Raw genomic sequence first — 13928 nt, 5'->3', positions numbered from 1 at the left:
ACCCTACAGGTAGGGTGGGTGATTCACCCAGCTTTTCCTTCACCCACGGAACCCAATGGCTTTCGGACCCTTCCTGCTTCTTGCCCTGATGGAGGGCCTCGTGACCGCCGCCGTCCTGGCGCTGGCGGCGGCAGGGCTGTCGCTCGTCTTCGGGGTCATGCGCGTGGTCAACGTCGCGCATGGCGAGTTCTACATGCTGGGCGCGGTCCTTGCCTGGGCGGTGACCGGCATGATCCCGGGGCCCGCCGCGCTGACCTTCCTTGCCGCACTGATCATCGCGCCGGTGCTGGTCGCGGCCCTGGCGGCGGTGGCCGACGGGCTGATCCTGAAGCGGCTGAACTACGACCCCGAGGCCACGATCGTCGCCACCATCGGCCTTCTCTACATCCTGCAGCAGGCCGCGCTGTCCCTCTACGGCCCGAACGCCAACCCCGTGCCCGCTCCTTTCGAATGGCGCATCCAGCTGCCGTGGTTCGGCTATTCCGGCTACAAGCTCTTCGTCGTCCTCGCCGCGCTGGCGGTGCTTCTGGCGCTCTGGACCTTCCTGTCGCGCACCAGGGCGGGGCTGATCATGCGCGCGACGCAAGTGGACCGGATGACCGCCCAAGCCTTCGGCATCAATGTCGACCGGGTCTACATGGGCACCTTCGCGCTTGGCGCGGGCCTCGCCGCGCTGGCCGGAGTCCTGGTCGTGCCGATCCAGCAGGCGCAATATCTGATGGGGCATGACCCGCTGCTCCTGTCCTTCATCGTGGTGATCATCGGCGGGCTCGGGTCCTTGCGCGGCACGCTGGTTGCGGCGGTGGTGATCGGGCTTTCGGACGGGGTGATCTCGATGTTCTTTTCGCCCACGCTGGCAAAGATCCTGGCGACGCTCCTGGTCGCCATGGTGCTGGTCCTGCGCCCGCAGGGCCTGTTCGGAGCCAGGGCATGAGGCGGAACGGCCTGCGCGTCTGGGCGCTGCACCTGGCGCTTTTGGCGGTGCTGGCCTCGGCGCAGTTCTGGCTCTCGCCCTATCTGGCCACCAATCTGGCCCGGATCATGGTGCTGGCGGTCTTCGCCATGGGCTACAACCTGGCCTTCGGCTATACCGGGCTCCTGAGCCTCGGGCACGCCCTCCTTCTCGCCGCGGGGATGTATGCCGCGGGCCTGCCCGCGCTGCTCTGGGGCTGGAGTGCGGGGCCCGCCTTCATCGCGGGGCTTGCCGGGGGCGGTCTGGTCGCCGCCGTGCTTGGCCTTCTGGCGCTGCGCACGGCCGGGGTCAGCTTCATGATCGTGACGCTGATGTTCGCCCAGGCCGGTTTCCTGACGCTGCTCTATTTCGCCCCGGTCACCCGCGGCAACGACGGATTTGCCGTTGCCGCCGCCAGCCGGAGCTTTCTCGGCTTCGACCTCTCGACCGACACGCCGCGCTTTCTTGCCGCCTTCGCGATCTTCGCCACGGGCCTTCTGGTCAGCCTGGCCCTGATGCGCTCGCCCTTCGGCCGCACCATGATCGCCATGCGCGAGAACGAGGAGCGCAGCCGCATGCTCGGCTACAATCCCTTCACGGTGAAACTGGCGGCTCTGACCCTCTCCGGCCTTTACGCGGGCGCGGCCGGGGCGGCCTATGCGCTCCTTTTCGGCTATGTCGGGGCCAGTTTCGCCACGATCCAGTATTCGATCCTGCCGATGCTCTATGTCCTGATGGGCGGCGCGGGGACCACGCTGGGCCCCTTCCTTGGCGCCCTTCTGATGTTCGCGCTGGTCGAGGCCGCGACCGGCCTGACCACCGCGCACCAGTTCATCATCGGCGCGGCGCTGGTGGCGCTGGTCCTGTTCGCGCCGAAGGGCATCCTGGGCACGGTCCGGGAAAGGTGGGCCAAATGGCTGCCGTGATGGCTCCCCTGATCGAGACGCGGGGGCTGACCCTGCATTACGGCGGGCTGAAGGCGGTGGATGGCGTCGATTTCACCCTGGAGGCGGGCGAGATCCATGCGCTTATCGGCCCGAACGGTGCGGGCAAGACCAGCTTCGTGAGCCTTCTTTCCGGCCGCCGCCTGCCGCAGTCGGGCCGGATCCTGCTGGCGGGCGAGGACATCACCCGGCTGCCCGCCCAACTGCGGGTCAGGAAGGGCATCGCCTATACCTTCCAGATCACCAGCATATTCCCCCGCCTCAGCGTCTTTGACAACGTGGCCCTTGCCGTGCAGGCGCAAGGCACCCGCGACCTGGAGAACAGGACCCGCGCGGCACTGGCCCGCGTCGGGCTGGACGGGCTGGAGGAGCAGGAGGCCGGAACGCTGTCCTACGGACATCAGCGGCTACTGGAACTGGCCATGGGCCTGGCGCTGAAGCCGCGTCTCCTGATCCTGGACGAGCCGACGCAGGGCCTCGCCGCCAGCGAGATCGAGGGCTTCAAGGCGCTGGTCCGCAGCCTGGTGCCGGAGACCACGGTCCTCTTGATCGAGCACAACATGGAGGTGGTGATGGACCTTGCCAGCCGGATCACGGTCCTCACCTTCGGCCGGGTGCTGGCCAGCGGGACGCCCGCTGCGATCCGCGCCAACCCGGCCGTGCAGGAGGCCTATCTTGGCGCTTGAGGTCCAGGGCCTGACGGCGGGCTATGGCCCGGTCACCGTGCTGCGCGGCCTCGGTTTCCGGGCCGAGGCGGGGCGGATCACCTGCCTGATGGGGCGGAACGGGGTGGGTAAGTCCACCTTCCTCAAGGCGCTGATGGGGCTGATCCCCGTCGGCACGGGGACGATCACGCTGGACGGCGTGGCGCTGCAGGGCCTGCCCGCGCATCAGGTGCCGAAGCGCGGTCTGGCCTATGTGCCGCAGGGCCGCCGGTTGTTCGGGCCGCTGACGGTCGCCGAGAACCTTGCCGTGGGTGGCCTCGTGCGCGGCAACGATCCGGCGGTGCTGGAGCGGGTGCTGGACCTCTTTCCCCGCCTGCGCGACCGGCTCGCACAGGTCGCGGGCACGCTCTCGGGCGGCGAGCAGCAGATGCTGGCCATCGCCCGCGCCCTCTGCCTGGAGCCGAAGGTCCTGCTGCTGGACGAACCGACCGAGGGGTTGCAACCCTCGATCATCGCGCTGATCCAGGAGGCGGTGGTGGTGCTGAAAGGGCAGGGCGTGGCGGTCGTGCTGGTCGAGCAGCGGGTGGACGCGGTGCTGCGGCTGGCCGACCGGGTGGCATTCATGGTCGCGGGCCGGGTCGAGGAGGTGCGGGACACAAGGGGGCTGGCAGCGGACGATCCGGCTTTCCGCACCTATGTCGGGGTGTGAACCGAACGCCGCCACCCGGCGGCCGGAGGTTTCGAAAGGGTCCACCTTGGCTGGGCGCCCCGAGGGGGTTCATTCTGCAGGTTTGCGCTGCGGTTGTTGAACCGGGGGCCAAAATTCTTCGAAGAATTTTGCAATTTTCTTCCAAGAAAATTGGCCCCGGCCCCAAGGTCGCGCCTATTCCGCCGCGTGGGACCCGGCGCGCAGGGCGAGACCGGCCTCCAGCCCCGCCAGCCGCTTCTCCATCCGCGCGATCTCCGCGCGGCCCGCCTCGATCCGTTCGGCCAGGACATGGGCCTCGGGGCTTTCGGGCTCGGCTTCCTTGCGGCCGATGAAGCGGCGCAGCACCCAGGAGAGCGCGCGCGACAGGTCGTCCATCACCAGATACATCGACGGCACGACCACGAGGCTGAGCACGGTCGAGACGATGATCCCGCCGATCACCGCCGTCGCCATCGGCGCGCGGAACGCTCCGCCTTCGCCCACGCCAAGCGCCGAGGGCAGCATGCCGGCCGACATGGCGATCGAGGTCATCACGATCGGGCGGGCGCGCTTGTGGCCGGCCTCGATCACCGCCTCGATTCGCGTGAAGCCGCGCGTGCGCATCTCGATCGCGAAGTCGATCAGCAGGATCGCGTTCTTGGCCACGATCCCCATCAGCATCAGGATGCCGATCAGCACCGGCATCGACAGCGGATTCTGCGTGATGATCAGCGCCGCCGCGACGCCGCCCACCGACAGCAGGAGCGAGAAGATGATCGTCACCGGCTGCAGGACCGAATGGAACAGCAGGATCAGGACGAACATCATCAGCAGCACGCCCAGGATCATCGCATTCTGGAAACTGCCCAGCAGCTCGGCCTGGACCTCGGCGTCGCCCGAGGGGGTGACCTGGACCGAAGGCGGCAGATCCAGTCCCGGCAGGATCTCCTGGAAGCGGGCGGTCGCCTGGTCCAGCACGAAGCCCGGCGCGATGTCGGCCCCCAGGGTTGCCACCCGCAGCCGGTTCAGCCGCTTGACGACCGACGGCCCCTCGGCCACCTCGATCCGCGCCACCGAGGACAGGGGCACCGGACCGGCGGCGGTCGTCACCTTCAGCGCTGCGATCCGGGCAAGGTCATCGCGCGAGACCGCGTCCAGCTGCACCCGGATCGGCACCTGGCGGTTGTCGATCGAAAGCTTCCCCAGCGCCGCCGAGACATCGCCGATGGTCGCCACGCGGACCAGGGTGGCGATCTGGCTGACGGTCACGCCCAGCCGGGCGGCCTCTTCCGGTCGGGGGGTGATCTGGATTTCCGGCCGGGGCAGGGCGGCCTCTGTCGAGGCGTTCAGGAACATCGGCTCGTCGCGCAGCGCAGCGTCGATCTTGCGGATCGCCGCGTCAAGGTCGCCCTCGTCGGCCGAGAGGATGTCATAGCTGAAGGGCCGCGCACCGCCGCCCATCGCCGCCGCCTTGTAGGCGCGCAGGTCGGGAACCTTGCGCAGGGCGGCGAAGACCTCGGTCTCGATCTCGGACTGCGGGCGGATGCGGCCCTGGACCGGGGCTTCGGGCAGGAGGTGGCCGACCAGCGGCAGGTTCTGGCCCAGGTCCGAAAGCTTGCGCGCCAGGCCATTGTCCAGCCGGTCGAGGATGATGGTGAACGTCGCGCGCCGGATGTCGCGGTCGCCCAGCGGGGTCGAGCCGCCGATCACCAGCACCGATTGCACGCCTTTGATTCCGCGCACCGCCTCGCGCATCCGGTCGGTGGTGGCGACGGTGTCCTCCAGCGTCGCGCCCGGCGGCAGTTCGACCGAGACCACGATCCGGCTTTCATCCTCGGGCGGGAACAGGCTGCCCGGCACCTGCAGCATGGCGAGGACCGACAGGATCACGACGCCGATGGCGACGACGAGGGTGAGGTAATAGGTCGGCAGCGCCAGCCAGCGCCGTCTTGCCGAGCGGCGGACCTTGGTCGTGGCGCGGACCACCCGCAGATAGCCCCGCATGATCAGGCCGTCGCCGTGGCCCTCGTCATGGCCGACGGCATCCTTGGCGCGCATGAAATAGGCCGCCATCATCGGGGTGATCAGGCGGGCGACCAGCAGCGAGAAGAGGACGGCAATCGCCACGGTAAGGCCGAACTGGCGGAAATACTGGCCCGGGATGCCCGGCATGAACGAGACGGGGACGAAGACCGCGACGATGGTGAAGGTGGTGGCGATGACCGCCAGGCCGATCTCGTCCGCCGCCTCGATCGCCGCGCGGAAGGGGGTCTTGCCCATGCGGATATGGCGGGCGATGTTCTCGATCTCGACGATGGCGTCGTCGACCAGGATCCCGGTGGCCAGCGTCAGGGCCAGGAAGCTGACCAGGTTCAGCGAGAAGCCGAGTTGCTGCATCACCCAGAAGGTCGGCACCGCCGACAGCGGCAGGGCGACCGCCGCGATCAGCGTCGCGCGCCAGTTGCGCAGGAAGGCCAGCACCACCAGCACGGCCAGCAGTGCGCCTTCCAGCAGGGTGTGAATCGCGGCCTCGTAATTGCCGTAGGTGTAGAAGACGGAATCGTCGACCATGGTGATGGCGACGTCCGGGTTCTCGGCCCGCAATGCGTCGACCACGGCATTCGTGGTCTCGGCCACGCTGACCTCGGAGGCTCCTTTCGAGCGGAAGACCAGGAAGGCAACCGAGGTCTCGCCGTCGATCCGGGCAAAGCTCTTCAGCTCCTCATAGCTGTCCACCACCTGCCCGAGGTCCGTAAGCCGGACGAAGCGGCCCGAGGGCAGGGCGATGGTCATCGCGGCAAGGCTTTCGACCGTGCCCTGGTCGCCGAGCGTGCGGATCACCTGCTCGCCCTCGCCGAGGTTGACCTTGCCTGCGCCGAGGTTGGTGTTCGTCGCCGCGATCTGGGCGCTGACCGCCTGGGCGGTGACTCCATGGCTGTCCAGCCGTACCGGGTCCAGTTCGACACGGATCTCGCGGTCGGCCCCGCCGACGCGCGTGACGCGGCCGATGCCGGGCTTGCCCTGCAAGGCGCGGGTCACGGTGTCGTCGACGAACCAGCTCAGCTCCTCCATCGTGCGGTTCGGCGCGGCGACGGCAAAGGTCATGATCGCCTGGCCCTCGACGTCGATGCGCGAGACGATGGGGGCCTCGATCCCGCCCGGCAGGTCGCCGCGGATCTGGTCCACGGCGTCCTTCACGTCCTGCACCGCCTTGTCGGTCGGCACTTCCATGCGGAATTCGATCACCGTGGTCGACAGCCCGTCGGTCACGTTCGAGGTCACGCGCTTGGCCCCGGTCAGGCCCGCGACGGCATCCTCGATCTCCTTGGTGATCTGGGTCTCCATCTCGGCGGGGGCGGCGCCGGACTGGGCGACGGCGACGGCGACGAGGGGGACGTCGATGTTCGGGAAACGGGTGATCGGCAGGCTGTTGAAGCTTTGCCAGCCCAGAACGAGCAGCAGGAAGAAGGCCAGCAGCGGCGCGACCGGGTTGCGGATCGACCAGGCGGAAAAGTTCATGCGCCGGCCCCCCTCAGTCGGTCACGGCCGGGACCGGGTTGATCCGGTCGCCCGCCCGCACGAAGGCGCCGGCCTTGGTGACGACCGTGTCGCCGGCGGCAAGGCCCTCGGCGATCTCGACCAGCCCGCCGTCGCGGATCCCGGTCGTCACCACCACGCGCTCGACCACTCCGTCCCGGACGCGCATCACCACCGCCCCCTCTGGCGACGAGCCGAGCGCCGAGACCGGGACCGCCAGCCCCTCGCGCTCGGCGACCAGGATCTCGGCCTCGACGAACATCCCGGGGCGCAGGCCCTCGGCCTCGACCGAGATCCGGGCGCGGCCAAGGCGGGTGGCCGCGTCGATCACGGGTTCGACCAGGCGCACGACGCCCTCCAGCGGCTCGGTCATGCCCACCACGCGGAGGCGGGCCTTCTGGCCGGGGGCAAGGCGCAGGATATCGGCCTCGGCCACGTCGGCGCGCAGTTCCAGCGCGGCGTCGCGGGTGATGACGAACATCGGCTGGCCCGCCGCCGTGGCAATCGCGCCGATCCGGGCGTTGCGGGCCACGATCTCGCCGGCGACCGGGGCCTTCACCTCGGTCCGGCTGAGCTGGAGGTCCACATTCTCCAGCCGCGCCTCGGCCAGGGCGAGTTGGGCACGCGCCGCCTCCAGCGCCTGCTTCGCCACCGTCACCCGCGCCGTGGCCGAGGTCGCATTGGCGCTGGCCGCATCAGCCTGGGCCTGCGCCGCCGTCCCCTGTTCGCGCAGCTTCAGCGTCCGCTCCGCCACCCGCCCCGCCTCGGCCGCCGCCGCCTCGGCCTCGACCAGTTGCGCCTCGCCCTGCGCGATGCCGGACCGCGCCGCCGCCAGCGAGGCGACGGCTTCGGCCCGCTGCAGTTCCAGCGTCGATTTCGACAGGACGGCAAGCACCTGGCCCTCCGCCACCATGTCGCCGACGTCGGCGCGAAGCTCCTCGAGCGGCTGGCCCTCGATCAGGGGGGCGACCTGCACCTCCTCGACCGCCGCGACCAGGCCCGAGGCGATGATCCTCTCGGCCAGCGGCAGGGGAACCACCTGCGAGACGGTGATCGCGGGCAGCGCCTCGGCCGCTGGGGCAATGGCAGTCTCTTCGGCGGGCAGGGGCAGGGCGGGCCCCAGCGCCAGGGCGGCCGCAAGCATCAGGGTCGGGGTCGCGCGCATCGGGGTCAGCCTTCTGCCGTATCGGTGGAAATGTCCGCGAGGAGGCCGTCGATCACCGCATGGACCTGTCGTTCGAGCGCCGGGCTGGCCGGTCCGAATTGCGCGGTGCGCATCGCCATGGCCTTGACCAGCATCACCAGCATCTGCGCCTGGCCCTCATAGCGCTGGCGCGCCGCCTCGGGGTCGCGGCCGGTGACGCGGGCGAAGATCGTGGCCAGCAGCCGGACGATGGTCTCCTCCATCTCGCGGGCGGCCTCGCCGATCTCGGGCTTGCGGATCGCGGCGGCGGTGATCTCGGCCCAGAGCTGGCCGTCCTTCATCTGCTCTTCGTCGAAATGCGCAAGGATACGGGCGCGCAGGCAGGCCATGGGCGTGTCGGACTTCTGGATCTCGGCGAACTCGCCCTGGATCTCGGCCAGGTCATAGCCGCACATCGCCTGCACGATCGCCATCTTCGAGGGGAAATAGCGGTAGAAGTTCCCCACGCTCATCCCCGCCGCGCGGGCCAGGTCCTGCATCGAGGCCCCGTCGAAGCCCTTTTCGGCAAAGGACTGCCGGATCGAGGCCAGGATCTCGTGGCTGCGGTCGGGGACTGCGGGGGCGGGGATGGCGGGCATGGGATACCGGATGCGAATGAACGTTCATTCGCGCAAATAGAGAGGTCGCGGCAAAGGTCAAGCAGAATGATGGCGGGGCAGGCCGGGTGCTTGGCTTTTTCGTCGATTTGGCCCAAAGACGCGGCAGGCAAGGGGATGGATGCGCCATGGCGACGGGCTTCGGCTTCACGATATCGGCAAGGGACGGGGCGGCGCGGACCGGGGTGATCCAGACGCCACGGGGCGAGATCCGCACCCCTGCCTTCATGCCGGTCGGCACTGCAGCCACGGTCAAGGCGATGCTGCCCGACAGCGTGCGCGCGACCGGGGCCGACATCCTGCTGGGCAACACCTATCATCTGATGCTGCGCCCCACGGCCGAGCGGATCGCGGCGCTTGGCGGGCTGCACAGGTTCATGAACTGGCCGCGCCCGATCCTGACCGATTCCGGCGGTTTCCAGGTGATGAGCCTTGGCCCCCTGCGCAAGCTGACCGAGGAGGGGGTGCGCTTCGCCTCGCATCTCGACGGTTCGCGCCACATGCTGACGCCGGAACGCAGCATGGAGATCCAGCGCCTCTTGGGGTCGGACATCGTGATGTGCTTCGACGAATGTCCGGCGCTGCCGGCGGACGAGGCGGTGGTGGCGAAATCCATGCGCCTGTCGATGCGGTGGGCGCAGCGCAGCCGCGATGCCTTCGGCGACCGGCCGGGACATGCGCTGTTCGGCATCATGCAGGGCGGCGTCACGCGGGAGTTGCGACAGGAAAGCGCCGAGGCGCTGAAGGGCATCGGCTTCGACGGCTATGCCATCGGCGGCCTAGCGGTGGGCGAGGGGCAGGAGGCGATGTTCTCCGTCCTCGACTATGCGCCGGGATTCCTGCCGCAGGACAAGCCGCGCTACCTGATGGGGGTGGGCAAGCCCGACGACATCGTGGGGGCGGTGGAGCGGGGCGTGGACATGATGGATTGCGTGCTGCCCTCGCGCTCGGGCCGGACGGGGCAGGCCTGGACGGCGCGGGGACAGGTCAACCTGCGCAATGCGCGGCACAAGGACGACCCCCGGCCGCTGGAGGAGGGCTGCGCCTGCCCGGCCTGCCGGGGCTACAGCCGCGCCTACCTGCATCATGTGGTGAAGGCGGACGAGATCATCGGCTCGATGCTGCTGACCTGGCACAACCTGCATTACTACCAGGTGCTGATGCAGGGGCTGCGAGAGGCGATCGCAGCGGGGCGGCTGGCGGGGTTCGTGGCCGGGTTCCATGCGAAGCGGGCGGAAGGCGACATTCCCCCCGTGTGAGGGCGGCCCCTGCCGTCGCGACCGTGACAAGGAGGCCACCCGCTTCCGCCATCGGGGGCAGGGCGCGGGTTAGCCTTGACAGATCCGCCGATACGTCGAATTCCTTAACAAATTATTAAAGATGTGAGTGCGGGTATGGCGACGTTTTCGGTCTGGGCGCGGGAAGATTCGACGACTGCCGGCAACCAGTCGCTGAACCCGATCGGCACCAACCACGCACCGGCCACGCTGCTGACCTTTACCGACAATGGCACCGGCGATCTCTCTCTCGATGCCAGCAACGGCCTGCCGGACCCGGATACCCAGGTCATCATCAACAATGTGGCCTACAATTTCACGGTCAGGCTGACCGGCACGTTGCCGGCGGGGAACTCGCAGGTTCCCGGCGGTCTGGTCGGGCGCAGTGTGGTGCTGCTCGAGGTCGTGATCAACGGCAAGGCGCACGAATATTTCTACGTTCTGGGCGAACCGCCCGCGACCCAGGCGGAGATGAACGCGTTCGGCAACGGCGCGATCCCGCTGAGCGGCGTGAACCTGGATCCGCCGCCGATCTGCTTCTGCGCGGGCACCCTGATCGACACCCCATCGGGCCGCCGCGCGGTCGAGACCCTGCGTCCCGGCGAGACGGTCCTGACCGAGGACGGCCGTGCCGTGCCCCTCGCCTGGATCGGCTTCTCCAGCTACAGCGCCGCCGCACTTGCCGCCGATCCCGCGCTGCGCCCGGTCCGCATCCCGGCCCATGCTTTCGCGCCCGGCCTGCCGGAACGCGACCTCGACCTCTCGCCGCAGCACCGCGTCGTGCTGGAGGATCCGGCCTGCGACCTATTCTTCGGCGCACCGCGCGTGTTCGTGACCGCCCGGCATCTTCTCGGCACGCTCGCCCATGTCCCGCAGGAAGGCGAGGGCGTGTGCTATGTCCATCTCCTGCTCGAGCGGCACGAGATCCTTCTGGCCGAGGGCCTGCCTGCGGAGAGCTTCCAGCCCGCGCGGCGGATGGTCGGGCTGATGGCCGGGCCGGTGCGGAATTCGCTGCTGCAGACGCTGGAGGCGCTGGGGGCCGAGGCGATCCTGGCGCGCCCCGACGCGCTGCCCACGCTGAAATCCTCCGAAGCGGCGGTCCTCATGCGCCAGCTGTCACGCGAGGCGCCGCATTGCCCGGCCAGCGCAAGCGATTACGGCCTGACCGGGCCCGGCAGGAACAATACGCGTCCGTCGACTGCTGTCCGCAGCACGGAATAGCCGCGATTGCGCAGCCTGTCGGGCCTTGATCTCGGCGGGCATGGCGAGGCCCGTCCCCTCCCGGCAACCCGCGCCGCCCGGGATCCCCCGGCTCTCCCGGTGTCCTGTCGCCTGCCGAAGCCGGTGCCGCAGGATCCGGCCCCGATGGCAGAGTCTCTGTCTCGCGCCGATCTCGCCCACCGGGTCCGCCGCCGTCGTTTCGCATCTTGCACCGCTTCACGCAGAGGTTCATTCTGGCGAACCAACCTGTAACTTGAATCCCTTCACCCGGGACCACAGATTACGGACTGAAGGCGGAGCGGGCAGGGTTGCCGATGGTCGGGACCCCGCGACGCGGCCGCGAACGAAGGTAGACATATGAGCATCCAAAGCTATCCCGTCCTGCCCCTGCGCGACATCGTGGTCTTCCCCCACATGATCGTGCCGCTCTTCGTCGGCCGCGAGAAATCGGTCCGCGCCCTGGAAGAGGTGATGCAGGACGACAAGCAGATCCTCCTGTCCTCGCAGAAGGATCCCACCGCCGACGATCCCGACGCCGATGGCATCTTCCGCACCGGCGTCCTGGCCAATGTGCTGCAGCTTCTGAAACTGCCCGACGGCACCGTGAAGGTGCTGGTCGAGGGCAAGGCGCGGGTGAAGATCACCGGCTTCCTTGACAACCCCGCCTATTTCGAGGCCACGGCCGAGCAGCTGGACGAGACCCCCGGCGACGAGACCGCCGTCGAGGCGCTGGTCCGCGCGGTGTCCGAGGAGTTCGACCGTTACTCCAAGGTGAAGAAGAACATCCCCGAGGAGGCTCTGGCCGCCGTCTCGGATACCCGCGAGCCGGCGCGGCTGGCCGACCTGGTGGCGGGCCATCTGGGTGTGGACGTGGGCCAGAAACAGGCGATCCTGGAGACGCTGGACGTCGCCGAGCGGCTGGAGAAGGTCTATGGCCACATGCAGGGCGAATTGTCCGTCCTTCAGGTGGAGAAGAAGATCAAGTCGCGCGTGAAGACGCAGATGGAGAAGACCCAGCGCGAGTACTATCTGAACGAGCAGATGAAGGCCATTCAGAAGGAGCTCGGCGACGGCGAGGACGGCCAGAACGAGGTCGCCGAGCTGGAAGAGCGCATCCGCAAGACCGAACTCAGCAAGGAAGCGCGCGAGAAGGCCGAGGCGGAGCTGAAGAAGCTGAAGTCGATGTCGCCGATGTCGGCGGAAGCGACCGTCGTGCGCAACTATCTCGACTGGCTGCTGGGCGTGCCGTGGGGCGTCAAGTCCCGCGTCAAGAAGGATCTGGGCGCGGCGCAGAAGGTGCTGGACGCCGATCACTACGGCCTCGAGAAGGTCAAGGAGCGGATCGTCGAATATCTGGCGGTGCAGGCGCGCTCGACCAAGCTGAAGGGGCCGATCCTCTGCCTCGTCGGCCCTCCGGGCGTGGGCAAGACCTCGCTGGGGCGGTCGGTGGCCAAGGCCACGGGGCGCGAGTTCATCCGCATCTCGCTGGGCGGGGTTCGCGACGAATCCGAGATCCGCGGCCACCGGCGGACCTATATCGGCTCGATGCCCGGCAAGATTATCCAGTCGCTGAAGAAGGCCAAGACCACCAACCCGCTGATCCTCTTGGATGAAATCGACAAGATGGGCCAGGACTTCCGCGGCGACCCGGCCTCGGCGCTGCTCGAGGTGCTGGACCCCGAACAGAACAACACCTTCATCGACCACTATCTCGAGGTGGAATACGACCTGTCCAACGTGATGTTCATCACCACGGCGAACTCCTACAACATGCCGGGGCCGCTGATGGACCGGATGGAGATCATTCCGCTGGCGGGCTACACCGAGGATGAAAAGCGCGAGATCGCGCGCGGCCACCTGCTGCCGAAGCAGATCGCCGCGAACGGGTTGAAGAAGGGCGAATTCAGCGTCAGCGACGACGCGCTGAACCATGTCATCCGCTACTATACCCGCGAGGCGGGGGTGCGGAACCTGGAGCGCGAGATCGCCAAGCTGGCCCGCAAGGCCGTGACCGACATCCTGAAGGGCAAGACGAAGAAGGTGGAGATCGACCCGGCCAAGGTCGAGGAATACCTGGGCGTCCAGCGCCACCGCTATGGCCTGGCCGAGAAGGAGGACCAGGTCGGCGTGGTGACGGGCCTGGCCTGGACCAGTGTCGGTGGCGATCTGTTGCAGATCGAGGCGCTGAAGCTGCCGGGCAAGGGCCGGATGAAGACGACCGGGAAACTGGGCGAGGTGATGAAGGAATCCATCGACGCGGCGGCCAGCTATGTCCGCTCGGTCTCGCCCCAGATCGGGGTGAAGCCGCCGAAGTTCGACGCGATCGACATCCACGTCCACGTCCCGGATGGTGCCACGCCGAAGGACGGGCCGTCAGCGGGCCTGGCGATGGTGACCTCCATCGTCTCGGTCCTGACCGGGATTCCGGTGCGGAAGGACATCGCCATGACTGGCGAGGTTTCCTTGCGCGGCAATGCCATGCCCATCGGCGGCCTCAAGGAGAAGCTGCTCGCCGCGCTGCGTGGGGGGATCAAGACCGTCTTCATCCCGGAAGAGAACGCCAAGGACCTGGCGGAAATCCCCGAGAACGTGAAGCAGGGCCTGAAGATCATCCCCGTGACCCATGTCCGCGAGGTCCTGGCCCAGGCGCTGGTGCGCCAGCCGGAACCCGTGGAATGGGACGAGGCGGCGGAAGAGGCCGCGGCGGCCGCCCGCGCGGCCCAGGCCGAGAAGCCCGTGCAGACCGCGCACTGAGCTGCAGCACAAGCACGAAGGCGCGCCCCTCGGGGCGCGCCTTCCTCATTCGGGCGAAACCATTGATTTGCCCAGCCGGGCAGGCTTTCG

10 protein-coding genes are annotated in these 13928 nt (G+C 68.4%); 7 read left to right on the top strand and 3 right to left on the bottom strand.

Annotated elements, in window-relative coordinates; genetic code table 11:
* The first annotated feature begins 55 nt into the window (after positions 1–55).
* From I7S92_RS01630 to I7S92_RS01615, 4 genes are read left to right on the top strand one after another with little or no spacing between them, the layout of a single operon-like run.
* Positions 56–934 (top strand): branched-chain amino acid ABC transporter permease, encoded by an 879-nt coding sequence (locus I7S92_RS01630; protein WP_197641713.1) that lies wholly within the window; start codon positions 56–58, stop codon positions 932–934.
* Positions 931–1878, top strand: a complete 948-nt coding sequence (locus I7S92_RS01625) for a branched-chain amino acid ABC transporter permease (protein ID WP_242070008.1) — start codon at positions 931–933, stop codon at positions 1876–1878. Before I7S92_RS01630 ends, I7S92_RS01625 begins: the two co-directional genes overlap by 4 nt.
* Positions 1866–2582 (top strand): ABC transporter ATP-binding protein, encoded by a 717-nt coding sequence (locus I7S92_RS01620; protein ID WP_197641712.1) that lies wholly within the window; start codon positions 1866–1868, stop codon positions 2580–2582. The genes I7S92_RS01625 and I7S92_RS01620 overlap by 13 nt, the downstream gene beginning before the upstream one ends.
* A complete protein-coding gene (locus I7S92_RS01615; RefSeq protein ID WP_386003964.1) occupies positions 2569–3270 on the top strand; it encodes an ABC transporter ATP-binding protein in 702 nt (233 codons plus the stop codon). The genes I7S92_RS01620 and I7S92_RS01615 overlap by 14 nt, the downstream gene beginning before the upstream one ends.
* Positions 3271–3444: 174 nt before the next feature.
* Here the strand turns inward: I7S92_RS01615 and I7S92_RS01610 are convergent, their stop codons facing one another.
* Genes I7S92_RS01610 through I7S92_RS01600 form a run of 3 tightly spaced genes read right to left on the bottom strand, consistent with a single transcriptional unit; the run spans position 3445 to position 8568 of the window.
* On the bottom strand, positions 3445–6768 hold the full coding sequence (locus I7S92_RS01610; RefSeq protein ID WP_197641710.1) for an efflux RND transporter permease subunit: 3324 nt from the start codon (positions 6766–6768) through the stop codon (positions 3445–3447).
* Between the two features lie 13 nt (positions 6769–6781).
* Positions 6782–7951, bottom strand: a complete 1170-nt coding sequence (locus tag I7S92_RS01605; RefSeq protein WP_242070007.1) for an efflux RND transporter periplasmic adaptor subunit — start codon at positions 7949–7951, stop codon at positions 6782–6784.
* Positions 7952–7956: 5 nt separating this feature from the next.
* Entirely contained in the window at positions 7957–8568 is a 612-nt protein-coding gene (locus tag I7S92_RS01600; RefSeq protein ID WP_197641709.1) for a TetR/AcrR family transcriptional regulator, read from the bottom strand.
* Between the two features lie 146 nt (positions 8569–8714).
* Here I7S92_RS01600 and tgt point away from each other — a divergent pair, with 146 nt between their 5' ends.
* The 3 genes from tgt (at position 8715) to lon (ending at position 13838) form a co-directional block, all read left to right on the top strand.
* Positions 8715–9845 carry a tRNA guanosine(34) transglycosylase Tgt gene (tgt, locus tag I7S92_RS01595; RefSeq protein ID WP_197641708.1) on the top strand — a complete coding sequence of 377 codons (1131 nt, stop codon included), beginning with the start codon at positions 8715–8717 and terminating at the stop codon, positions 9843–9845.
* A gap of 135 nt (positions 9846–9980) precedes the next feature.
* Positions 9981–11084, top strand: coding sequence for a Hint domain-containing protein (locus tag I7S92_RS01590; protein WP_197641707.1), 1104 nt, complete (start codon positions 9981–9983; stop codon positions 11082–11084).
* A 357-nt stretch (positions 11085–11441) separates the two neighbouring features.
* Positions 11442–13838 (top strand): endopeptidase La, encoded by a 2397-nt coding sequence (gene lon / locus I7S92_RS01585; protein ID WP_197641706.1) that lies wholly within the window; start codon positions 11442–11444, stop codon positions 13836–13838.
* Positions 13839–13928: the final 90 nt, after the last annotated feature.

This window comes from Tabrizicola soli (genome assembly GCF_015999335.1).
GTDB lineage: Bacteria > Pseudomonadota > Alphaproteobacteria > Rhodobacterales > Rhodobacteraceae > Tabrizicola > Tabrizicola soli.
Note: the sequence above shows the minus strand (reverse complement) of the source record. Positions and strands in the feature narration are given on the sequence as shown.

Bases quoted from the DNA above. Each gene is read 5' to 3' on its own strand.
- lon (WP_197641706.1), top strand. From the start codon at position 11,442: ATGAGCATCCAAAGCTATCCCGTCCTGCCCCTGCGCGACATCGTGGTC.
- I7S92_RS01590 (WP_197641707.1), top strand. From the start codon at position 9,981: ATGGCGACGTTTTCGGTCTGGGCGCGGGAAGATTCGACGACTGCCGGC.
- I7S92_RS01605 (WP_242070007.1), bottom strand. From the start codon at position 7,951: ATGCGCGCGACCCCGACCCTGATGCTTGCGGCCGCCCTGGCGCTGGGG.
- I7S92_RS01625 (WP_242070008.1), top strand. From the start codon at position 931: ATGAGGCGGAACGGCCTGCGCGTCTGGGCGCTGCACCTGGCGCTTTTG.
- I7S92_RS01620 (WP_197641712.1), top strand. From the start codon at position 1,866: ATGGCTGCCGTGATGGCTCCCCTGATCGAGACGCGGGGGCTGACCCTG.
- I7S92_RS01610 (WP_197641710.1), bottom strand. From the start codon at position 6,768: ATGAACTTTTCCGCCTGGTCGATCCGCAACCCGGTCGCGCCGCTGCTG.
- I7S92_RS01600 (WP_197641709.1), bottom strand. From the start codon at position 8,568: ATGCCCGCCATCCCCGCCCCCGCAGTCCCCGACCGCAGCCACGAGATC.
- I7S92_RS01630 (WP_197641713.1), top strand. From the start codon at position 56: ATGGCTTTCGGACCCTTCCTGCTTCTTGCCCTGATGGAGGGCCTCGTG.
- tgt (WP_197641708.1), top strand. From the start codon at position 8,715: ATGGCGACGGGCTTCGGCTTCACGATATCGGCAAGGGACGGGGCGGCG.